Annotated in this window: 19 protein-coding genes; 6 read left to right on the forward strand and 13 right to left on the reverse strand. The window is 64.1% G+C overall.

Translation table 11 applies throughout. The features are described 5' to 3' along the window. The first annotated feature begins 52 nt into the window (after positions 1 to 52). Positions 53 to 2014: a 4-alpha-glucanotransferase gene (malQ, locus tag RPS27_RS01620; RefSeq protein ID WP_313753856.1), complete on the forward strand. Its 1962-nt coding sequence runs from the start codon at positions 53 to 55 to the stop codon at positions 2012 to 2014. A gap of 31 nt (positions 2015 to 2045) precedes the next feature. Next, positions 2046 to 3848, forward strand: a complete 1803-nt coding sequence (locus RPS27_RS01625) for a glycoside hydrolase family 15 protein (RefSeq protein ID WP_212067240.1) — start codon at positions 2046 to 2048, stop codon at positions 3846 to 3848. Between the two features lie 65 nt (positions 3849 to 3913). Here the strand turns inward: RPS27_RS01625 and RPS27_RS01630 are convergent, their stop codons facing one another. The 7 genes from RPS27_RS01630 to RPS27_RS01660 form a co-directional block, all read right to left on the reverse strand. After that, entirely contained in the window at positions 3914 to 4726 is an 813-nt protein-coding gene (locus RPS27_RS01630; RefSeq protein ID WP_212067239.1) for an HAD family hydrolase, read from the reverse strand. 26 nt (positions 4727 to 4752) lie between these two features. Then, positions 4753 to 5283 (reverse strand): gluconokinase, encoded by a 531-nt coding sequence (locus tag RPS27_RS01635; protein WP_212067238.1) that lies wholly within the window; start codon positions 5281 to 5283, stop codon positions 4753 to 4755. Further along, positions 5270 to 6019: a 6-phosphogluconolactonase gene (gene pgl / locus RPS27_RS01640; RefSeq protein ID WP_212067237.1), complete on the reverse strand. Its 750-nt coding sequence runs from the start codon at positions 6017 to 6019 to the stop codon at positions 5270 to 5272. The genes RPS27_RS01635 and pgl overlap by 14 nt, the downstream gene beginning before the upstream one ends. Further along, positions 6019 to 7530 (reverse strand): glucose-6-phosphate dehydrogenase, encoded by a 1512-nt coding sequence (zwf, locus tag RPS27_RS01645; protein ID WP_212067236.1) that lies wholly within the window; start codon positions 7528 to 7530, stop codon positions 6019 to 6021. The genes pgl and zwf overlap by 1 nt, the downstream gene beginning before the upstream one ends. Positions 7531 to 7558: 28 nt before the next feature. Then, positions 7559 to 8557: a phosphogluconate dehydrogenase (NAD(+)-dependent, decarboxylating) gene (gnd, locus tag RPS27_RS01650; RefSeq protein WP_212067235.1), complete on the reverse strand. Its 999-nt coding sequence runs from the start codon at positions 8555 to 8557 to the stop codon at positions 7559 to 7561. 12 nt (positions 8558 to 8569) lie between these two features. Further along, positions 8570 to 11419, reverse strand: coding sequence for a bifunctional transaldolase/phosoglucose isomerase (locus RPS27_RS01655; RefSeq protein WP_212067234.1), 2850 nt, complete (start codon positions 11417 to 11419; stop codon positions 8570 to 8572). 139 nt (positions 11420 to 11558) lie between these two features. After that, positions 11559 to 11729, reverse strand: coding sequence for a hypothetical protein (locus RPS27_RS01660; RefSeq protein WP_212067233.1), 171 nt, complete (start codon positions 11727 to 11729; stop codon positions 11559 to 11561). A 40-nt stretch (positions 11730 to 11769) separates the two neighbouring features. Between RPS27_RS01660 and RPS27_RS01665 the strand changes: the two genes are divergently transcribed. From RPS27_RS01665 to RPS27_RS01680, 4 genes are all read left to right on the forward strand, one after another. Then, entirely contained in the window at positions 11770 to 12444 is a 675-nt protein-coding gene (locus tag RPS27_RS01665; protein ID WP_212067232.1) for an STM3941 family protein, read from the forward strand. Positions 12445 to 12739: 295 nt separating this feature from the next. Beyond that, positions 12740 to 14683, forward strand: a complete 1944-nt coding sequence (locus RPS27_RS01670) for a PrkA family serine protein kinase (RefSeq protein ID WP_194404070.1) — start codon at positions 12740 to 12742, stop codon at positions 14681 to 14683. A gap of 30 nt (positions 14684 to 14713) precedes the next feature. After that, on the forward strand, positions 14714 to 15991 hold the full coding sequence (locus RPS27_RS01675) for a YeaH/YhbH family protein (RefSeq protein WP_211416608.1): 1278 nt from the start codon (positions 14714 to 14716) through the stop codon (positions 15989 to 15991). Next, complete coding sequence (locus RPS27_RS01680) at positions 15988 to 17526, forward strand: SpoVR family protein (protein WP_194404069.1); 1539 nt, start codon at positions 15988 to 15990, stop codon at positions 17524 to 17526. Before RPS27_RS01675 ends, RPS27_RS01680 begins: the two co-directional genes overlap by 4 nt. 167 nt (positions 17527 to 17693) lie before the next feature. On the opposite strand, the gene RPS27_RS01685 is transcribed toward RPS27_RS01680, so the two are convergent. The 6 genes from RPS27_RS01685 to RPS27_RS01710 all read right to left on the reverse strand — a co-directional run bounded on the left by RPS27_RS01685 (position 17694) and on the right by RPS27_RS01710 (position 20356). Next, a complete protein-coding gene (locus RPS27_RS01685; RefSeq protein WP_194404068.1) occupies positions 17694 to 18137 on the reverse strand; it encodes a DUF1801 domain-containing protein in 444 nt (147 codons plus the stop codon). Positions 18138 to 18146: 9 nt separating this feature from the next. Next, positions 18147 to 18350, reverse strand: coding sequence for a hypothetical protein (locus RPS27_RS01690; RefSeq protein ID WP_194404067.1), 204 nt, complete (start codon positions 18348 to 18350; stop codon positions 18147 to 18149). Positions 18351 to 18395: 45 nt separating this feature from the next. Beyond that, a complete protein-coding gene (locus RPS27_RS01695; RefSeq protein WP_194404066.1) occupies positions 18396 to 18827 on the reverse strand; it encodes an SRPBCC domain-containing protein in 432 nt (143 codons plus the stop codon). Continuing rightward, positions 18824 to 19147, reverse strand: coding sequence for an ArsR/SmtB family transcription factor (locus RPS27_RS01700; RefSeq protein WP_194404065.1), 324 nt, complete (start codon positions 19145 to 19147; stop codon positions 18824 to 18826). The genes RPS27_RS01695 and RPS27_RS01700 overlap by 4 nt, the downstream gene beginning before the upstream one ends. 97 nt (positions 19148 to 19244) lie before the next feature. After that, positions 19245 to 19694 carry a DsrE family protein gene (locus tag RPS27_RS01705; RefSeq protein WP_194404064.1) on the reverse strand — a complete coding sequence of 150 codons (450 nt, stop codon included), beginning with the start codon at positions 19692 to 19694 and terminating at the stop codon, positions 19245 to 19247. 41 nt (positions 19695 to 19735) lie between these two features. Then, a complete protein-coding gene (locus RPS27_RS01710; protein WP_211416184.1) occupies positions 19736 to 20356 on the reverse strand; it encodes a hypothetical protein in 621 nt (206 codons plus the stop codon). Between the last annotated feature and the right edge of the window lie 290 nt (positions 20357 to 20646).

Below are 20646 nucleotides of genomic sequence, written 5' to 3' on the forward strand. Positions count from 1 at the left end.
TCGTTAAAATCGATGCCCCCGGCCCAAGGGTGGCCTGCAAGCTGCGTGCCGAATGGATCTTTTAGCTCAAGCCCGCATCAAGGGCGTTCAATCCGAATTCGTTGACGCCCTCGGAAAGCTGCGGGTCACTGACCCCGTGGCCCTGAAGTCCATCCTCGACGCCCTGCCGGAGAAGCGAGTTTACCGCTTCGTGAGCGGGCCGGTCGTGATTCGCGCGCTCGGACATCCGCGCACGGAATTGGCGGCGATCGGCGCGCCGCCGCTGCAATGGACGTTGACCGCAAACGGCAAATCGATCGCCCAGGGGAAGACCCGCGAGCCCGTGATCGCCTGGCCGGCCGACCTGCCGCTCGGTTATCACCGCCTGACGCTGACCGATGCCCAAGGCGTGACGGAAGAGGTGCCGATGATCGTGGCGCCGGAGCGGGCCTTCGGCGGCGATTTCGACCGCGGCTGGCTGCTCGCCGTGCAGCTCTACAGCGTCCGTTCCAACCGCAACTGGGGCATCGGCGATTTCACTGACCTCGCCGATCTGGTCAGGCTCGCCAAGCAGCTCGGGGCCGACGGCGTCGGGCTCAATCCGCTGCACGTTCTGTTCGACGACCACCCCTCGGATTGCAGCCCCTATTCGCCGAACAGCCGGCTGTTCCTCAATCCGCTCTATATCGACGTCGAGGCCATTCCCGAATTCTCGGCGGATCTCGTGCCCGACGCAGCCGCGACCGCCGCCCGTCTGCGCGAAGGCGATCGCGTTCCTTATGCCGACATGGCGGCGCTGAAATGGCTGGCCTTGCGCGCCGCCTTCAACAGCTTCGTGACAAGCGCGAGCCAAGCGCGCCGCAAGGAATTTGACGCCTTCCGCGCCGAGCGCGCGCCATTGCTGTCGCGCTTTGCCTGTTTCGAGGTGCTGCGGCATCGTTTCAATGTGCCGTGGTGGGAATGGCCGGCGGAATGGCAGCAGCCGGACGAGGCGAAATGCGCCGGGCTGCGCAACGGACCCGACAAGCGCGAGGTCGAATTCGTCGAGTTCGTGCAATGGACGGCGGACAGCCAGCTGCATGCCGCCAAGCAGCTCGCCAGCCAGCTCGGCATGCGGGTCGGGCTCTATCTCGATGTCGCCGTCGGGGTGCAGTCCAACGGCTTCGATGCGTGGAACGAGCAGATGGCGATCTCGCGCCATCTCGCCGTCGGCGCGCCGCCCGACGTGCTCAACACCGTCGGCCAGGATTGGGGCCTTGCCGGCTTCAACGCGGGCGGCCTGGAAGCGCAATCTTTCGTGCCGTTCGCCGACATGCTGGCGGCCTCGATGCGCCATGCCGGCGCCATCCGCCTCGACCACGTGCTCGGGCTGAAGCGCCTTTATCTCGTGCCGCGCGGCTTCAAGCCCGATAACGGCGCCTATGTGCAGATGCCGTTCGAGGCGTTGCTTGGCGCCGTGGCGCGCGAGAGCGCGGTCCACAAATGCATCGTGATCGGCGAGGACCTCGGCACCGTGCCCGAAGGTTTTCGCGAGATGATGCAGGATTTCGGCATCTGGTCCTATCTCGTCATGATGTTCGAGCGCGACGATGCCGGTCATTTCCGCCCCGTCGACCACTACAGGCCCAATGCGCTGGTCACGCTGAACACGCATGACCTGTCGACCTATGCCGGCTGGCGCTCCTTTGGCGATCTCAAGATGAAGCGTTCGCTCGGGCTCGATCCCGGGGAGAACGACCAGGCGCGCTGGGATGCGCTCGGCGCGCTCGACGAGATCCTGCGCCAGAACGGCATCAAGGCCAACGACCTCTATTCGGTGCTCGCCTTCCTGTCGCGCACGCCGTCGCGGCTGCTCGCGGTGTCGATGGAGGATTTGCTCGGCGTGATCGACCAGCCCAATATTCCCGGCACGATCGACGAGCACCCGAACTGGCGCCAGCGTCTTCCCGTCGCGCTCGACAAGATCGCCTCCAAGGTCGACCTCACGGCCTTGCGAGCGGCAACCCGGGAACGTTCATTGAACGGCGGAAGTTGATCGGAAGGGGGCCTCTCAGGCTCGCACGACATTGTCACAGAAGATCGAAGACTATGCGCTGATCGGCGATTGCGAGACCGCCGCGCTGGTCGGGCGCAACGGCTCGATCGATTGGCTGTGCTGGCCGGCCTTCGATTCCGACGCCTGCTTTGCCGCCATCCTCGGCACCCACAAGAACGGCCGCTGGCTGATCGCGCCGAACGAGGACGTCATCAGGACATCGCGACGTTATCTCGGCGATACCCTCATCCTCGAAACGCGTTTTGAGACCAAGAGCGGCGCCATCGCGCTGATCGACTTCATGCCGCCGCGCGGCAAGGCGTCGGACATCGTCCGGCTGGTGCGCGGCATCGAGGGCTCAGTGAAGATGCGGATGGAGCTCGTCATCCGCTTCGGCTTCGGCATCGACATTCCCTGGGTACGGCGGATCGACCATTCGCTGATGGCCATTGCCGGCCAGGACATGACGGTGTTGCGCACGCCGGTCGGGACCCGCGGCGAGGATCTAACCACGGTCTCAGATTTCGAGGTGAGGGCAGGCGAGACCGTGCCGTTCGTCCTGACCTACGGCCCCTCGCATCTCGAGCCGCCGGCGCCGATCGATCCCGAGACCGCGCTCCGGGACACGGAGGAATTCTGGAAGGACTGGTGCGGCCATTGCACCCGCGACGGCGACTATCGCGATCTCATCATGCGCTCGCTGATCACGCTGAAGGCGCTGACCTTCGGTCCGACGGGCGGCATCGTCGCAGCACCGACCACGTCATTGCCGGAAAAGCTCGGCGGCAGCAGGAACTGGGACTACCGCTTCTGCTGGCTGCGCGATGCTACCTTCACGCTGCTGGCGCTGATGAACTCGGGCTACACCGAGGAAGCCCTGGCCTGGCACAATTGGCTGCTGCGCGCCGCAGCAGGCTCGCCGGCGAACATGCAGATCATGTACGGCATCTGGGGCCAGCGGCGGCTCCTGGAATGGGAGGCCGGTTGGCTCGACGGCTATGAGGGCGCAAAGCCGGTGCGCGTCGGCAATGCCGCGCATGCGCAGCTTCAGCTCGACGTCTACGGCGAATTGATCGACGCATTCCACCAGTCGCGCATGGCCAAGCTCAAGCTCGACGATGAAACGACATGGGCGCTGGAATGCGCCGTGCTCAATCATCTCGCCGAGGTCTGGGACCGGCCCGATCACGGCATCTGGGAGCGCCGGGGCGAGCCCAGGCACTACGTCTTCTCCAAGGTCATGACCTGGGTCGCCTTCGACCGTGGCATCAAGAGCGCCGAGACCTTCGGCTTCAAGGCGCCGCTGCTGCACTGGCGCACCTTGCGCGAGGCCATTCATCGCGACGTCTGCAACAGGGGATTTGACGCCGAGGAAAACGCCTTCGTCGAATCCTACGGCGCGAGGCTGCTCGATGCATCCGTGCTGCTGCTGCCGGCCGTCGGTTTTCTGCCGGCGGACGATCCGCGCATCCGCGGCACCATCACGGCTGTCGAGACACGCCTGATGCGCGACGGCTTCGTGCTGAGGCACGATCCGCGCGAGTTGCCCGCGGACCAGCCGCCGCTCGAAGGTGCGTTCCTGGCCTGCACATTGTGGCTGGCCGATGCCCATGTGCTGGCGGGCGATCTCGACAAGGCGCAAGGCTTGCTCGACCGCGTAGCCGGCATCGCGAACGACGTCGGCCTCCTGGCCGAGGAATATGATTCAGTCGCCCGGCGCCAGACCGGAAATTTCCCGCAGGCGCTGACCCACATCGCGCTGATCAACACCGCACATAATCTGTCCGCGGCGAGGCAGAAGAGCGAAAAGCCAGCGATGCAGCGGTCGAAGTGAGGAGGAGAGGTGCGCTCCCCCGCTGCGCGGCGACCTCTCCCGCAAGCGGGAGAGGTTGAAATACCTCACCCCACCCCGTTCCGCTTCAGGATCATCTCCATCGCTTCCGCAAATCCGTCCTGCTCGTTGCTCGCGGTGACGTGGGTCGCCTGGTCCTTGACGTTGTCGGTGGCATTTCCCATCGCGATCGAGGTGCCGCTGACGGCGAACATCGCGAGGTCGTTCTGCATGTCGCCGATGGTGGCGACGGCGCTGGTCGCGATGCCGAGCCGCTTGGCCATCGCCTCGACGAACGTGCCCTTGTTGAAGCCGGGCGGGGTGATGTCGAGATAATAGGTCTGCGAGCGCACCGCAGTGGCCTCGCTGCCGAGCGCCTCCTGCATCGCCTTTTCGCAACGTTCGAGCCCGGCGGCGTCGGCACTGGCGCCGACGATCTTGCAGGCACTGGCGAGATACGGCGAGAAATCCGTCACGATGGTGGGATCGGAGCGGATCGTGTGCTGCTCATGCGCGACGTATTTGCCCCCGGGATTGTCGATCAGCCATTTGTCGGTGGTGAAGAGCCAGATGTCTGCGCCGAACTCGCGAAGGATCTGCAAGGCGCGCTCGGCCGCGCCGGCCGGGATCAGGTGCTGCTCGACCGGCCGCATCTCGGGATCGACGATCGAGGAGCCGTTGAACGGCCCGACCGGCAGCCAGAGCGCCAGCGGTTCGATCAAAAAGCGCATGCCGATGGCGGGACGGCTGGAGGTGATGGTGAAGCCGATGCCGGCCTTATGCAGCCGCTGCACTGCGCTTCTCGCGCGCTCGGTCAGGGTCTTGTCCTTGGTCAGCAGCGTGCCGTCGACGTCGGATACGACCAGTGAGATTTGCGTCATGGCAGAACCTTCAGGTTTTTCAGGTCTCAGCGCTTCGCCCCGCCCAGCTTCAACTGCCGTACGATGCCGTCCACGATCGCTTCGACCGTTTCATCGATCGAGACGGTGATGACGTGCTCGCCGGCTTCCGGCGGCTCCAGCGTCTCGAACTGGCTCGTCAGCAACCCCGGCGGCATGAAATGGCCTTTGCGCTGGGCGAGCCGCTCGGCGATCAGCTCTTTCGTACCCTTCAGGAAGACGAAGCGGACATCGTCGCGCCCGCGCAGCAGCACGTCGCGGTAGGTGTGCTTCAGCGCCGAGCAGGCGATGATGACGTGCTCGCCCTTGTCGCAAACCCGCGCGATCTCGTCGGCGATGGCGTTGAGCCAGGGCCAGCGGTCCTCGTCGGTGAGCGGGTGACCGGCGCGCATCTTCTCGACATTGCTGGCGGGATGAAAGCTGTCGCCGTCCTCGAAGCGCCAGCCGAGCCGCTGGCCGAGCGCTGCCGCGATCGTGCTCTTGCCCGACCCCGACACGCCCATCACGATCAATGCACAAGGTGCTTCAACGCCCGCCACGAATGCCCTCCGGAAGCGCGGCTTGGTCGACCAGCCAGATGGTCTCACCCTTCGAGCGCGCGCGTAACGCCGGCAGAGTCTCGCCATTGAGGAGGCGCGTCAAGATCGCTTGCTTGTCGTGCCCGGCCATCTCGAACAGCATTTCGTAGCACGACGCAAGGACGGGCAGGGTAAGCGAGACCCGCGGCACGAAAGGCGCGACATTGGCCTTGGGCACCCCGACGACCCAGCGCTCGCTCTCCTCGATCTCGGGGAAGCCGGGAAACAGCGAAGCTGTGTGGCCGTCCGGGCCCGCGCCCATCAGGACCATGTCGAACAGCGGACGCGACGGATCGAGGCGTCCAGAGCCGTAGAAGGCCTGCAGCTCGCGCGCGTAGGCTTCGGCGCTTTCCTCGGGAGATTCAGTCCTGGTCGGAATCGGGTGGATGTGGCTCGAAGCTGCATTGCGGTCGAGAAACGTCGCGCGCGCCACCGCCATGTTGTTGAGGGGATCGCTCTCGCCGACAAAGCGCTCGTCACCGATGAACCAGTGCACGCGCTGCCACGGGATCTTGCCGCGATAGGCGTCGCTGCCGAGCAATTGATAGAGCTTCTTCGGGCTGGAGCCACCGGTCAGGCAGATCGCGATGCGGCCGGGATTGGCCGCGATCCGCGCCATCACCCGCTCGGCCGCGGCCTGCGCCAGGGCTTCGGCGTCGGCCGCGACGATCAGCTTCGGCTGGCCCGCTGCGGCCATCACGAGAACTTCCGCCAGCTTCGCCCGTCGCGCCGCAGCAGCTCGTCGGCGCATTTCGGCCCGTCGCTGCCGGCTTCATAGGTCTCGATGCCGTTGGTGCCTTCACTCTTCCAGGCGTCCAGGAACGGCTGCACCGCCTGCCATCCGGCCTCGATGCCGTCGGCGCGCTGGAACAGGATGTTGTCGCCGATCATGCAGTCGTAGATCAGCGTCTCGTATCCGGTCGAGGGATCGGCCTGGAAATAGTCGCCGTACTTGAATTTCATCTCGACGCCGTCGATCGTGATGCTCGGTCCCGGGATCTTGGCGTTGAACTGAAGCTCGATGGTTTCGGTCGGCGCGATACCGATGGTGAGGAAATTCTGCGACAGGCGGTCGACGTCGGTCCCCGAGAACATGGACAACGGCGCCTGCTTGAACTTGATCGCGACCTCGGTGCGCTTGTGGCCGAGCGCCTTGCCGGTCCGCAAATAGAAGGGAACGCCGGCCCAGCGCCAATTGTCGATCATCAGTTTCAGCGCAACGAAGGTCTCGGTGGTGCTGCCGGGTTTGACGTCCTCGGTCTTGCGGTAGTCCGGGACATCCTCGTCGCCGACGCGGCCTGCGAGATATTGCGCGCGGACCGAGTTTTTCAGCGCATCCTCCCGGCTCGGCAGCTGGATCGACGTCAGCACCTCGGCCTTTTCGGAGCGGACCGAATGGGCGTCGAAGCGCGCCGGCGGCTCCATCGCGACCAGCGACATCAACTGGAACAGATGGTTCGGCACCATGTCGCGCAGCGCGCCGGTCGCATCGTAGAAGCCGCCGCGATGGCCGACGCCGAGCTTCTCCTCGACCGTGATCTGGATGTGGTCGATGTGGTTGCGATTCCAGATCGGCTCGAACATGCCGTTGGCGAAGCGCAGCACCAGGATGTTCTGCACCGTCTCCTTGCCGAGATAATGATCGATCCGATAGATCTGGTGCTCGTCCATGATCTTCAAGAGCTCGGTATTCAGCGCCCTGGCCGACGCGAGATCGGTGCCGAACGGCTTTTCGATTACGAGGCGGCGCCAGGCGCTGTTCTCCTTCATCATGCCGGTGCGGCCGAGCTCACGCGCGGTCGGCGCGAACGCGGCCGGCGGCGTGGCCAGGTAGAACAGGCGGTTGCCGCCGGTTTCCTGCGCGCATTCCAGCGAATCCAGGTGTTCGCGCAGGCGATCGAACGACGGCGGGTCCTTCGGATCGGCCTCGACGAAGGTGACGCATTGCAGCAGCTGCTTTGCGATGTCGTCGTCGACCGGCCGCGTCGCGAACTTGCGCAGGCCCTTCATCAGGCTGTCGCGCAGTTCGTCATCCGACTGGCTCTTGCGGGCCACGCCGACGACACAGAACTTTTCAGGCAGCAGGTGCTCGGCGGCGAGATTGTAGAGCGATGGCATCACCAGCCGATGGGTGAGGTCGCCGGTCACGCCGAAGATGACGAAGGCGCAATTTTCCGGCTTGCGCTTGGCTTGCGGGTCTTTTGTCACGAATTGTTGGCCCTCGCTTCGCTACTTGCTATTTCGACTTCGCAGCGCCCGGCTGCTTGGGCTCCCTGTGGCCGCCGAATCCCGCGCGCATCGCGGAGAGAATTTTTTCGGCGAAGGTGTGTTCCCGACGGGAACGGAAACGTGTGTAGAGCGCCGCGGTCAGCACTTCAGCCGGCACGGCCTCGTCGATCGCGGCATTCACGGTCCAGCGTCCCTCGCCGGAATCTTCCACGAAGCCGGAATATTCGGCGAGTTGGGGGCTGTCGGCGAGCGCGGTCGAGGTGAGGTCGAGCAGCCAGGACGGGATCACCGAGCCGCGCCGCCACACTTCCGCAATGTCGGCGAGATCGAAATCGTAGCGATGGTCCGCCGGCAGGGCCTCGATGTTGGCATTCTTGAGAATGTCGAACCCTTCGGCATAGGCCTGCATCAGGCCGTATTCGATGCCGTTGTGGATCATCTTGACGAAGTGGCCGGCACCGACGGGGCCGGCATGGATGTAACCCTGCTCGATGCGGGGATCGCGTCCCTCGCGTCCCTCGGTGCGCGGAATGTCGCCGGCGCCGGGCGCGAGCGCGGCGAAGATCGGGTCGAGCCGGTCGACCACCTGCTCCTCGCCGCCGATCATCATGCAATAGCCGCGGTCGAGGCCCCAGACGCCGCCGGAGGTGCCGACGTCGACATAGTGGATGCCGCGGGCTTTCAGCGCCTTGCCGCGGCGGACGTCGTCCTGCCAGAAAGTGTTGCCGCCGTCGATGATGACGTCGCCTTCCTGCATCACGCCGGCGATCGTGTCGATCGTCGTTTCGGTGATGTGGCCGGCCGGCAGCATCACCCAAGCCGTGCGGGGACGCTCGAGTTTCGAGATGAACTCCTCGAGCGTCGCCGAGCCGACTGCGCCGTCGGCGGCAAGGCCGGCCACGGCCTTGGCGTCCTTGTCGTAGACCACGGTCGAATGTCCGTGGCGCATCAGGCGGCGAACGATGTTGCCGCCCATCCGGCCGAGGCCGATCATGCCGAGTTGCATTGGCGATATTCCTTAAGTGAGCGCGTCGGTGAGCGCCGCGTTGAGAGCGGCAAGACCCTTCTTGAGCCCGCCCTTGAGGTGGACGCGCAACGCGCGCCGGCCACGCTCGGTGAGCACGTCGAAATCGCCGCGCGCCTGCGCCGCCTTGATCACGCCGAAGCTGGCCTTCTGGCCCGGCACCTTGAGGTCCTTGGCATCGTCGGCGGTGATCTGGAGGAACACGCCGCTGTCGGGCCCGCCCTTGTAAGCCTGCCCCGTGGAGTGCAGGAAGCGCGGGCCGAACTCGGCGCAGGTTGCGACATGCCGCTTCTCGCGCACCTCGAGCCGCATGGCCTGGAGCGCGTCGATCGTCGCCTTGTCGCGCGCGACATAGCCGAGCAGGGCGACATAGTCGCCATCGCCCGAGCGCGACAGATGCGCCTTCAGCCAGGAGGCGAGATCGCCATTGGCGCCGGCGGCGCGCAGCGCCGTGGCGTTGGCTTCGTCGGTATAGAGATCGGCCTCATCGGTGCTGACCACCGGCTGCTCTTCCGGCAGCGCGCCGGTCTTCTCGAACGACGCCGTCAGCTCGCGAGTCTTGATCTTGGCCGCTTCCACGTCCGGCTGGTCGAACGGGTTGATGCCGAGGATCGAGCCCGCGACTGCGGTCGCCATCTCGAAGCGGAAGAATTCCTGGCCGAGATGGTCGATCGACTTCATGACGATGCGAACCACGGGATGGCCGGCCGCTTCGATCGCGGCGAGCTTGGAATCGTGGGCGGCGTCCGCTTCGCCTTCGATGCGGATGTCGATGAAGAACCGGTCGTTGCCGTAGACCGCGGGATCGCCCAGCGGCTCACCCTCGATCGGGATCAGGCCCTTGCCTTCCTTGCCGGTCGATTCCGCGATGAGCTGCTCGGCCCAGGCGCCGAAATCGGCGATCTTCTTCGAGGCCAGGATCGTCACCTTGTCGCGACCTTCGAGGCCGGCAAGACCCAGGGCGAGGCCGAGCTGCACGCCCGGGTTTTCGCTCGGCGGCACGTCCGGCCCGCAGGAGCGGGCCATCGCGAGCGCATGCTTGACGAAGGTCTTGACGTCGATGCCGGCGGTTGCCGCCGGCACCAGGCCGAACGGCGAGAGCACCGAATAGCGTCCGCCGATCGAGGGCTCGCCATGAAAGATGCGGGCGTAGTTCAGCTTCTTGGCCGCCTTCTCCAGCGACGAGCCGGGATCGGTCACCGCGATGAAGCGATGGCCGGTCTTCACCTTCGCACCCACCGCCTTGGCAACCTGCTCGTGGAAATAGTCCTTCATCGCGTTCGGCTCGGTGGTGCCGCCCGACTTGCTCGAGACGATGAACACGGTGCTCGCGATGTCGATCTTCGCCTCCATCGCCCGCACCTGCGCCGGGTCGGTGGAATCAAGCACATGCAGCTTCGGGAAGCCGGGCTTCTTGCCAAAGGTCTCGGCCAGCACCTCGGGGCCGAGGCTCGATCCGCCCATGCCGAGCACGACGGCGTCGGAGAATTTCTGGCCCTTCACGCGGCCCGCATAATCCTCGTAATCGGCGACGTCGGCCTTGGCCGCGCTGTCGAGCCAGCCGAGCCATTTGTCCTCATCAGTGCCGGTCCAGACCGACTTGTCGCGCTGCCACAGCCGGCGGATCTTGGCGGACGCCCGCCATTCCTCGGTGCTCTTGGCCACGGCCTTGCCGAGGCCGTCGCCGAGCGAGAGCTCCTGACCATCGAGCGCGGGCGCGAGCACGGTCGCGCGCTTGTGGGCGACGGCGCCGTAGAGCTTGTCGGCGGCGTCGGCGAACAGCTTGACGCCGTCCTTGACCAGTTCCTCGGTGATGGCGTCGAGCGAGATGCCCGAGCGCTCCAGCTCTTCCAGCACACGGCGAGCGTCGTCGACGTTCTCCTCCAGGCTGTCGCGCGGCTTGCCGTGGTCGCGGAACGCATCCAGCGTCGCCGGCGGAACCGTGTTGATGGTGTCGGGGCCGATCAGCTCCTCGACATAGAGGACGTCGCTGTAATCCTTGTTCTTGGTGCCGGTCGAGGCCCACAGCATGCGCTGCGGCTTGGCGCCCTTGGCGGCGAGCTTGTCCCAGCGGGGGCCCGAGAACAGGCGCTTGTAATCCTGGTAGGCAACCTTGGCGTTGGCGATCGCGACCTTGCCCTTCAGCGCGGCGAGCCGCTCCTTCTCGGACGGGTCGTTGGCGCGGGCGATCTTCTCGTCGAGCTGCTTGTCGACCACGGAGTCGATGCGGCTGACGAAGAAGCTCGCCACGCTCGCGACATGCGAGGGATCGCCACCACTGGCGACGTATTTTTCCAGGCCGGCGATGTAGGCTTCGGCCACCTGGAGGTAGACCGCTTTGGAGAATAGCAGCGTGATGTTGATGCTGATGCCGTCGCCGATCAGCGTCTCGATCGCCGGCAGGCCCTCGGGCGTTGCCGGCACCTTCACCATCAGGTTCTTGCGACCAACGTCCTTCCAGAGCCGCCGTGCTTCGGCGACCGTGCCTGATGTGTCCATGGCGAGATAGGGCGAGACTTCCAGGCTGACATAGCCGTCGCCGCCTTTGAGGCGGTCATAGACCGGGCGGAGCACGTCGGCGGCGGCCTGGATGTCCTCGACCGCGACGGCCTCGAACAGATCGGCCACGGTCCGGTCGCCGCGCTTCAGCGCCTTGCCGATCGGGGCATCGTATTCGTCGGAGCTGCCGATCGCCTTCTCGAAGATCGAGGGATTGGAGGTGACGCCCTTGACGCCATCGGTGTCGATCAGCCGCTTCAGGTCGCCCTTGGCGATGAAGCCACGGGCCAGGAAGTCCAGCCAGACGGCTTGTCCGTGCTTTTCCAGTTCTTTGACGGGATTCATGATGCTTATTTTATCTCCAAGCCTGCGGGCGAGGGGTTTCCGCGCCGGTCCTGACGCGCTATCCTCTAGCTTACATGCTCCCGGGAGGGAACCAATCAAGGGTACAGGCGTCATACCCTCCAGTGTAACTCCGTCGCGATCATGGCGATCCGGGCGGCAGCAGGGTTGTTGCGAAAAAGTCCTTGGGTTGCGTAATCTTTGGGTTGCGTAAAAAGTCGTTGGCCGAAAGTTCGGCCAAGTCTGGTTGCGTCAAGTCTGGTTGCGTAATGTCGGCCGCTTCGCTATCAACCAGTGGCTGTGCGGATGCCATCGGCTGATTCCAGTGCATCTGGTGAATAGCTCGGTCGCAAATGGCCATGCTGGGGGAAAGCATGCACGCTAGTCATGAAGGCATGGCGTTCGCCGTCGCCAATAGTGCGCCGCCGGGCGCGCAGGCCGGATCCGTCGACGGATCGCAGGATCTCGAAATCAGCCCATGTAGGACCTTGCTGCGACTGCTGGTTGCGGCGGGCTTTGCGATGACCCTGCTCAGTGCGACCCTTGCCTTCCACTGGTGGGATGGTCTTGGCGATTACAACACGATGGTCGGATATGCCGGCGTCGTGGTGTTCGCCTTGGTGACGATCCGGCTGATCTGGATGCTTCCCACCGAGCGGGGCCCGGTTCTCATCGTCAATCGCTACGGCATCCGCGATCTCCGGCTCGGCAATGAATTTCTGCCGTGGGATTCGATCGCACGGATTTCTGCCGAAGAGTGTCGCGGCCGCGAGATGATCGTGCTGACGCCGACGCCGGACTTGCAGCGGCACCTCCGCAGCATGCGCAACCTGGCCCGTCATGCGCAGAACGATCGTATCGTCATCCGGGCAGAGGGCCTGGCGGCCGATTTTGATACAGTGCTGCGTGCTTGCCGCGACGCGCACGCAGCCAGCACGCCGCGCACCGCATTGCAGCAGGAAGATGAACGCGGCACCCAAGGCGATGCTCAAGGCGGTGCCCAAGGCTTCGCCGTACAAGCGTCATAAGATCGCCGCCGGGATCGCTATGCTGCAACGCCGGATGAACGCATCCCCGGTAACGCCCGGATGTTGCGACCGAGTGACATTTCTTGGAAATGAGCCAATATAGACAGAGATTCGCACAAATTACGGGCATGTGCCTGTTCGTAACTCAACGAGTGCCTACGTTGTGCGTTGCGTCGTGTTGGCACCCGGGTGTCCAATGATCGTCATGTGCTCACGCTGATTCGAAACGGCCTGAGGAACGGTCCGGTAACTGCTTTCGTTTCAGCTTGTAGCGGAACTCACGCGGAGAGGGATCATGTACAACGATTCTCTATTCAACGCTTTCGCTCGGTCGTTCGAGGCGAGAAGCCAGCACGACATGTCGATGGCGGAATATCTGGAATCGTGTCGAAGCGATCCCATGAAATACGCGAACGCGGCCGAACGACTGCTAGCAGCGATCGGTGAACCTCAGACGATTGACACGGCCAAGGACCCACGCCTTGGCCGTATTTTTTTGAACCGCACGATCCGGACCTATCCGGCCTTCGCCGGCTTCTACGGCATGGAAGAAACGATCGAGCGCATCGTTGGTTTCTTCCGGCATGCGGCGCAGGGCCTCGAGGAGCGCAAGCAGATTCTCTATCTGCTCGGACCGGTCGGCGGCGGCAAGTCTTCGCTCGCCGAGCGGCTGAAGTCGCTGATGGAAGTGCATCCGATCTACGTGCTCAAGGCCGGCGATGAACTCTCCCCGGTGTTCGAGAGCCCGCTCAGCCTGTTCGATCCCGATCAGCTCGGCCCGATGCTGGAAGAGAAATACGGCATCCCGCGCCGGCGTCTCACCGGCTTGATGAGCCCGTGGTGCTACAAGCGGCTGGAAGCCTTCGGCGGCGACATCTCCCAGTTCCGGGTCGCCAAGATCCAGCCGTCGCGGCTGCGCCAGATCGCAATCGCCAAGACGGAGCCCGGTGACGAGAACAACCAGGACATCTCCTCGCTGGTCGGCAAGGTCGACATCCGCAAGCTCGAGACCTACGCGCAGAACGATCCCGACGCCTACAGCTATTCCGGCGGCCTCAACCGCGCCAACCAGGGCGTGCTCGAGTTCGTCGAGATGTTCAAGGCCCCGATCAAGATGCTGCACCCGCTGCTCACCGCGACGCAGGAAGGCAACTACATCGGCACCGAGAACATCGGCGCGATCCCGTTCACCGGCGTGATCCTCGCGCACTCCAACGAAGCCGAGTGGGCGAGCTTCAAGTCCAACAAGAACAACGAAGCCTTCATCGACCGCATCTGCGTGATCAAGGTGCCTTACTGCCTGCGGATCACGGAAGAGCAGAAGATCTACGAGAAGCTGATTCAGGGTTCCGAGCTGGCCTCGGCGCCTTGCGCGCCGTCGACGCTGGAGACGCTGGCACGGTTCTCGGTGATGTCGCGCCTGCGCAAGCACGAGAATTCCACCGTGTTCGCCAAGATGCGGGTCTACGACGGCGAGAGCCTGAAGGAATCCGATCCGAAAGCGCGCAGCGTCCAGGAATATCGCGACGCCGCCGGCGTCGACGAGGGCATGGACGGCGTCTCGACCCGCTTCGCGTTCAAGATCCTGGCCGCGACCTTCAACCACGACCCGCAGGAGGTGGCCGCCGACGCCGTGCATTTGATGTACGCGCTGGAGCAGTCGATCCGCCGCGAGCAGCTGCCGGAGGAAGTCGAGAAGCGCTATCTCGAATTCATCAAGGCGGATCTGGCGCCGCGTTATGCCGAGTTCATCGGCAACGAGATCCAGAAGGCCTATCTGGAATCCTACTCGGATTACGGCCAGAACCTGTTCGATCGCTACGTCGACTATGCCGACGCCTGGATCGAGGACCAGGACTTCAAGGATCCCGACACCGGCCAACTGCTCGATCGCGAGCTTTTGAACCAGGAGCTGACGAAAATCGAGAAGCCGGCGGGCATCGCCAACCCCAAGGACTTCCGCAACGAGGTTGTCAAATTCTCGTTACGGTCGCGGGCCCAGAACGGCGGCAAGAATCCGACCTGGACCTCCTACGAGAAGATTCGCGACGTGATCGAAAAGAGGATATTCTCCCAGGTCGAGGACCTGCTTCCGGTCATCTCCTTCGGGTCGAAGAAGGACGGCGAGACGGAGAAGAAGCATGGCGAGTTCGTCGCTCGCATGGTGGAGCGTGGCTACACCGAGCGTCAGGTTCGCCGGCTCGTCGAATGGTACATGCGCGTGAAGCAGGCCGGTTGAGGCGGATGGGAGGCGAATGGTAAAGTGCCCATTCACATTATTGACAGGCGCCTGAATCCAGGCGGCAAGAGTCTTGAGAACCGCCAGCGGTTCTTGCGTCGGGCCAAATCCCTGGTGCAGGGCGCCGTCAAGAAGACCTCGCAGGAACGCGACATCAAGGACGTCCTGGAGGGGGGCGAAGTCACGATTCCCCTCGACGGCATGCACGAGCCGCGCTTTCGCCGCGAAGGCGGTACGCGCGACATGGTGCTGCCCGGCAACAAGAAGTTCATCGAGGGCGACTATCTGCAGCGCTCCGGCCAGGGCAGCGCCAAGGATTCCGGCCCGGGCGAAGGCGACAGCGAGGATGCGTTCCGCTTCGTGCTCTCCCGCGACGAGTTCGTCGATCTCTTCCTCGACGATCTCGAGCTGCCGGATCTCGCCAAGCGCAAGATCGCGCAGACCGAGAGCGAGGGCATCCAGCGCGCCGGCTACACCACCTCGGGCTCGCCCGCCAACATCTCGGTGAGCCGGACGGTGAAGCTCGCGCTCGCCCGCCGCATCGCGCTCAAGCGTCCCAGCAAGGACGAGATCGAGGAGCTGGAGGCCGCGATCGCCGCCTGCACCGACGAGGACGAGCGCGTGGAGCTGGTGGCTCGGCTCGAAAAACTGAAGGCGAAATCGAAGCGCATTCCCTTCATCGACCCGCTCGACATCCGTTATCGTCGCTACGAGAAGGTGCCGCGGCCGGTGGCGCAGGCGGTGATGTTCTGCCTAATGGATGTCTCCGGCTCGATGTCCGAGCACATGAAGGATCTCGCCAAGCGCTTCTACATGCTGCTCTACGTGTTTTTGAAGCGCCGCTACAAGCATGTCGAGATCGTCTTCATCCGCCACACCGACCGCGCCGAGGAGGTCGACGAGCAGACCTTCTTCTACGGTCCGGCCTCGGGCGGCACGCTGGTCTCCAGCGCGCTGCAGGCAATGCACGAGATCGTGCGCGAGCGCTTCAACCCGTCGGACTGGAACATCTATGCCGCGCAGGCCTCCGACGGCGACAATTCCTATTCCGATGGCGAACTGACGGGCATGCTGCTGACCGACAAGATCCTGCCGGTCTGCCAGTTCTTTGCCTATCTCGAGGTCGGGGAGTCCGGCGGCAGCGCCTTCGATCTCTCCGACTCCTCGCTCTGGACCCTCTATGAGCGCCTGCGCAACGGCGGCGCACCGCTCTCGATGCGCAAGGTCTCCGAGCGCAGCGAGATCTTTCCGGTGTTCCACGATCTGTTCCAGCGCCGCGAAACTGCCCAGGAGAAGGCCGCTCCATGACGGAACGATTGTTCGAAGGCGCGGATTGGGATTTCCACACATTGCAGCGCATCACGGATGCCTGCGAGGCGGTGGCGTTGAAGGATCTCGGGCTCGACGTCTATCCGAACCAGATCGAGGTGATCACCGCCGAGCAGATGCTGGACGCGTATTCGTCTGTCGGCATGCCGCTGTTCTACAAGCATTGGTCCTTCGGCAAGCAATTCGCGTATCACGAGGCGTCCTATCGCAAGGGCCTGATGGGGCTCGCCTATGAGATCGTGATCAACTCCTCGCCCTGCATCTCCTATCTGATGGAGGAGAACACGGCGACGATGCAGACCCTGGTGATCGCGCACGCCGCTTTCGGCCACAACCACTTCTTCAAGAACAATTACCTGTTCAAGCAGTGGACCGACGCCGACGGCATCCTGGATTATCTCGACTTCGCCAAGACCTACGTCATGCAATGCGAGGAGCGCTACGGCCGCGTCGAGGTCGAGCGCACGCTGGACGCCGCACACGCGCTGATGTCGCACGGCATCGACCGCTATCCCGGCAAGAAGAAGCTGGATTTGCGCGTCGAGGAGAAGCGGGCAGGGCGCCGCCGCCAGCACGAGGAGGAGGTGTTCAACGACCTCTGGCGCACCGTCCCCAAGGGCGCCGCCAAGAGCCGGTCCGCGCTCAGCATCGAGCGCCGCCGCAAGCTGCTCGGGCTGCCGCAGGAAAACCTGCTCTACTTCCTGGAAAAAAGCGCGCCGCGCCTGGCTCCGTGGCAGCGCGAGTTGCTGCGCATCGTCCGCCACATCGCGCAATATTTCTATCCGCAGAGCCAGACCAAGGTGATGAACGAGGGGACGGCGACCTACGTCCACTATCGCATCATGACCAAGCTGCACGAGCAGGGCCGCATCAGCGACGGCAATTTCCTCGAATTCCTGGGCTCGCACACCAACGTGGTGTTCCAGCCCGAATTCGACGACCGGCGGTTCTCCGGATTCAACCCTTACGCGCTCGGTTTTGCCGTGATGCAGGACATCGAGCGGATCGTCACCAAGCCGGAAGACGAGGACCGCGAGTGGTTCCCCGACATCGCCGGCAAGGGCGACGTGATGGGCGTGCTGCGCGACGTCTGGGCCAACTACCGCGACGAAAGCTTCATCGGCCAGTTCCTGAGCCCGAAATTGATGCGGCACTTCCGCATGTTCCATCTGCACGACGATCCGGAGGAACGTGCCGGCATCCGCGTCGACGCCATCCATGACGAGCGCGGCTTCCGCCGCGTCCGCCGCGAGCTGGCACGGCAGCACGATGTCGGCTACATCGACGCCAATATCGAGGTGGTCGACGTCGATCTTTCCGGCGACCGCCGCCTGATCCTGCATCACCACGTCATCAAGGGCTCGCAGCTCAACGAGACCGACGCCAAGCGCGTGCTGCAGCACCTCGCCGATCTCTGGACCTACGACGTCGCGCTGATCGAGGTCGACGCCAACGACAAGGTCCTCCGCGAATACGTGGTCAGCCCGCGCCCGATCGCAGCCGCGGTGGCGTGAGGGCCTGCCGATGTGAGCAATACAGCGGCGCGTTGATGTGCCCTCGCCCCTTGTGGGAGAGGGCAGCGACTCCGGTAAATGCGAGCGCACTGGGGTGAGGGGGATCGCTCCGCAATTTCCGTGTTGACAGAACCACATCCGGCGCTTCGCGCCACCACCGCGCGCTTCTATCCCGATCGCTTCACCGGCTTCTTCTTCGCCTTGCTCGCATTCAGCTCCACCGCCGCGCGGATCAGCGCCTTCAACGCCTTCTCGTTGACCTTCTCGCCCTCGCGAATATCGATCGCGCGCCGCACATTGCCGTCGAGGCTGGAATTGAACAGGCCCGAGGGGTCATCGAGCGCCGCGCCCTTGGCGAAGGTCAGCTTCACCACTTCCTTGTAGGTCTCGCCGGTGCAGATGATGCCGTCATGCTCCCACACGGGAACGCCGCGCCATTTCCATTCCTCGACGACATCAGGGGCGGCCTCCTTGATCAGGCCGCGGACCCGCGCCAGCATGTCGCCGCGCCAGTCTCCGAGCTCCTTGATCCTGCCGTCGATCAGCTTGGAGGGGGAGGCTCCATTCGCGTCCGACGCGCCGGCCTTCTTCGCGGTCACGGTCTTTTTCATGCTCTCGCCTCACGCGTTGCTGCGGCTGAGATAGGGCTGCGCGAACAGATACAGCCCTGTCGCGAGCAGCGGAATCAGCGGCACGAGCGCCAGGAAGCCGATCCACACGGCCTGGAGCTGCATGATCATGGCGACGATGTTGGCGATGACCGCAAGCGTGAAAGCCATCGACAGCCAACGATGAATTTGCCGTATCCACATCTGCGTGCTCATTAGGTCCTCTCTTGAAAATGTTCGGAAATAGACGCGGGCGGAGAGCTAGGCTCCTCGCGCCAGCACCTCGTCCAGTTTTGCCAAAAACTGCTTCCAGCCGGCCTGCGCGCCGCCAAAAGCCTGCTTCTGTGTCGGGCTGAAGCCCGCCTGCTCGACGCGCAGATGCGTGCCGCTGCTGGTCGGCGTCAGCGTGAAGGTGACGACGCTTCTGAGGTCGAAGGCGGCATCCTCATGCGAGAAATTCCAGGTGTAGGCGAGACTCTTCTGCGGCTCGAGGGTGAGCACCTCGCAGTCCAGCACGCCGCCCCATTCGCCGCGCAGATTGAAGCGATGACCGACCTCGGGCTTGAAGTCGTTCTTCATCAGCCAGTCCTCGATCAGATGCGGCTGCGTCAGCGCGCGCCAGAGCCGTTCGGCCGGAAACGCGAATTCGCGTTCGACGACCACGGAGCGCGTCTGGCTTGAGGCTTCAGTCATTGGTCCATCCTCTTCAGGAGATCATCGAGCGCGTCGAGCCGCTTCTGCCAGAAGCCGGCCATCTGGCTGGTCCAATCGACCAGCGGATCGAGCGCGCCGGGCTGGGCGCTGTAATGGGTCTGGCGTCCCTCATGGCGGTCGCGCACCAGGCCGGCCTGCTTCAGCGCACCGAGATGTTTTGAGACCGCCGGCTGCGAAACGCCGGATCGCACCGTCAATGCCCCGACCGTCTGCTCGCCCTCGCGGCACAGCCGCTCGAAGATCGCCCGCCTCGTGGGGTCGGCGAGCGTCCTGAACAGGATATCGGGGGCGGGGGACATGGAAATCCATAACCTTGTAGTTATGGATTGATGCATAACCGTGGAGTTATGGGTAAGTCAAGGGGCATCGGACGTCATGGAGCGTCGTGGCGCCGCCCTACGGCCGCAAGTACAGATACCCCTGCGACTGCAGCTCGGCCAAACGAACCACGCCGCCCTTCTCCGCGCTGACGAAGCCCGGCAGCAGCTCCTTCAGCGTGACGTTCTGCGCCTTCATCGTGTTGCCGCAGGCGGCGAGCTCGACGCCGTCCTTGGAGAATTCGCCGATCCGCTTGCTGAGATCGGGGTTGGCTTGGCCAGCATGAAATGCTTTCAGCGCCGGACCGTGGATCACCAGCGCGATCGTGACGTGTTCGGGGCCACCGACCCCGTCGATGTGGTTCTGGATGTTGCCGAGCACGAAGTTGACCTTCTCGGCGTCGCTGAGGTGATAGACCACTTTCAGCTTGTTGCCCGCGCCCGCTTCCGTCGCGGCTTGCGCACGCGAGGCGCCGAACGCTGCGCCCAGCGCCGAGACGGCGCTCCACAGGATGTTCCGGCGGTTCATGGCGATCTCCCTCGACTGGGTCCAACTTTGCCGAAGGAATATCACTTGTGGCGCAGTGCCGCGAGTTCCTTGCGGTCGGTCACCAGCGAAGCGCATTCGCTGGTATCGGTGCGATCGAGCCGGAAAATCCTATCGTCGGCGCCGCCGACGAGCGATCGCTCGGCGTCGTCGTCCGGCTTGTTGTTCTGCCAGACCCTGACGCGCTCGAGCCGCACGATCGCCGACCTGTCGTCCTTCGAGAGTGCAACGCCGATGCCGCCGCCCTCGCAGTCGACGCCGCAACCCAGGCGGACTTCGTTGCCGCCCTTGGTGAACACAGCGTGATTGCACGAACCGCTCGAATCGAAGTCGCCGGAGCGATGCCGGTACCTGAAGCCGAGCCGGAAGGAGTTGTGCAGCTCCTTGTCCTCCTTGTCCAGCTCCGCCGAGATCAACAGCTTCATCGAGGCGACCTTCTGCTTCGGATGCCGCGCAAGATGGTCGGCATCGTAGCGGCGGACGAAGCAGGCATAGGCTTTTGCGCCGGGGGCGCCCGCATACATGCGCGCATTGAAGGTCTCGGCTTCAGCCTTGCTGGCCTCACGGATGTCGTCGCCTTCCTCGGCCTGGGCGGCGCTGATGAATGCGGCAAGGGCAAGCGGGAGGACAAGAGCAAGCTTCATGATCGCACCGGGCGCTTGGCGGCAATAGCCCGCCGCGGCAGGGCGGCGCAGGCCTGCCATTAGTCGCTGCGCCAGCGCACTGCGTTCAGGCCTTCGGCACGGTCACCCGCGCGACTATCCCGGCACGAACTCGGGCCGTCGTCTCAGGCCTGGCCTTAGTCATTGATGGCACCAAGAAGGTTCAACTGATGCACTCCTTGATTTCTCCGGAACCCGATGTCGGCGATGGCTACGACATTGTCTCGGTTCGACAATGTGGTAGCGTTCACAGACGGCCGCCTTTGGCAGTC

Source organism: Bradyrhizobium sp. WYCCWR 12699 (assembly GCF_032144035.1).
Taxonomy (GTDB): Bacteria; Pseudomonadota; Alphaproteobacteria; order Rhizobiales; family Xanthobacteraceae; genus Bradyrhizobium.

Bases quoted from the DNA above. Each gene is read 5' to 3' on its own strand.
- malQ (WP_313753856.1), top strand. From the start codon at position 53: ATGGATCTTTTAGCTCAAGCCCGCATCAAGGGCGTTCAATCCGAATTC.
- RPS27_RS01630 (WP_212067239.1), bottom strand. From the start codon at position 4,726: ATGACGCAAATCTCACTGGTCGTATCCGACGTCGACGGCACGCTGCTG.
- pgl (WP_212067237.1), bottom strand. From the start codon at position 6,019: ATGGCCGCAGCGGGCCAGCCGAAGCTGATCGTCGCGGCCGACGCCGAA.
- gnd (WP_212067235.1), bottom strand. From the start codon at position 8,557: ATGCAACTCGGCATGATCGGCCTCGGCCGGATGGGCGGCAACATCGTT.
- RPS27_RS01655 (WP_212067234.1), bottom strand. From the start codon at position 11,419: ATGAATCCCGTCAAAGAACTGGAAAAGCACGGACAAGCCGTCTGGCTG.
- RPS27_RS01660 (WP_212067233.1), bottom strand. From the start codon at position 11,729: ATGGCATCCGCACAGCCACTGGTTGATAGCGAAGCGGCCGACATTACG.
- RPS27_RS01665 (WP_212067232.1), top strand. From the start codon at position 11,770: ATGGCCATGCTGGGGGAAAGCATGCACGCTAGTCATGAAGGCATGGCG.
- RPS27_RS01670 (WP_194404070.1), top strand. From the start codon at position 12,740: ATGTACAACGATTCTCTATTCAACGCTTTCGCTCGGTCGTTCGAGGCG.
- RPS27_RS01680 (WP_194404069.1), top strand. From the start codon at position 15,988: ATGACGGAACGATTGTTCGAAGGCGCGGATTGGGATTTCCACACATTG.
- RPS27_RS01685 (WP_194404068.1), bottom strand. From the start codon at position 18,137: ATGAAAAAGACCGTGACCGCGAAGAAGGCCGGCGCGTCGGACGCGAAT.
- RPS27_RS01690 (WP_194404067.1), bottom strand. From the start codon at position 18,350: ATGAGCACGCAGATGTGGATACGGCAAATTCATCGTTGGCTGTCGATG.
- RPS27_RS01695 (WP_194404066.1), bottom strand. From the start codon at position 18,827: ATGACTGAAGCCTCAAGCCAGACGCGCTCCGTGGTCGTCGAACGCGAA.
- RPS27_RS01700 (WP_194404065.1), bottom strand. From the start codon at position 19,147: ATGTCCCCCGCCCCCGATATCCTGTTCAGGACGCTCGCCGACCCCACG.
- RPS27_RS01705 (WP_194404064.1), bottom strand. From the start codon at position 19,694: ATGAACCGCCGGAACATCCTGTGGAGCGCCGTCTCGGCGCTGGGCGCA.
- RPS27_RS01710 (WP_211416184.1), bottom strand. From the start codon at position 20,356: ATGAAGCTTGCTCTTGTCCTCCCGCTTGCCCTTGCCGCATTCATCAGC.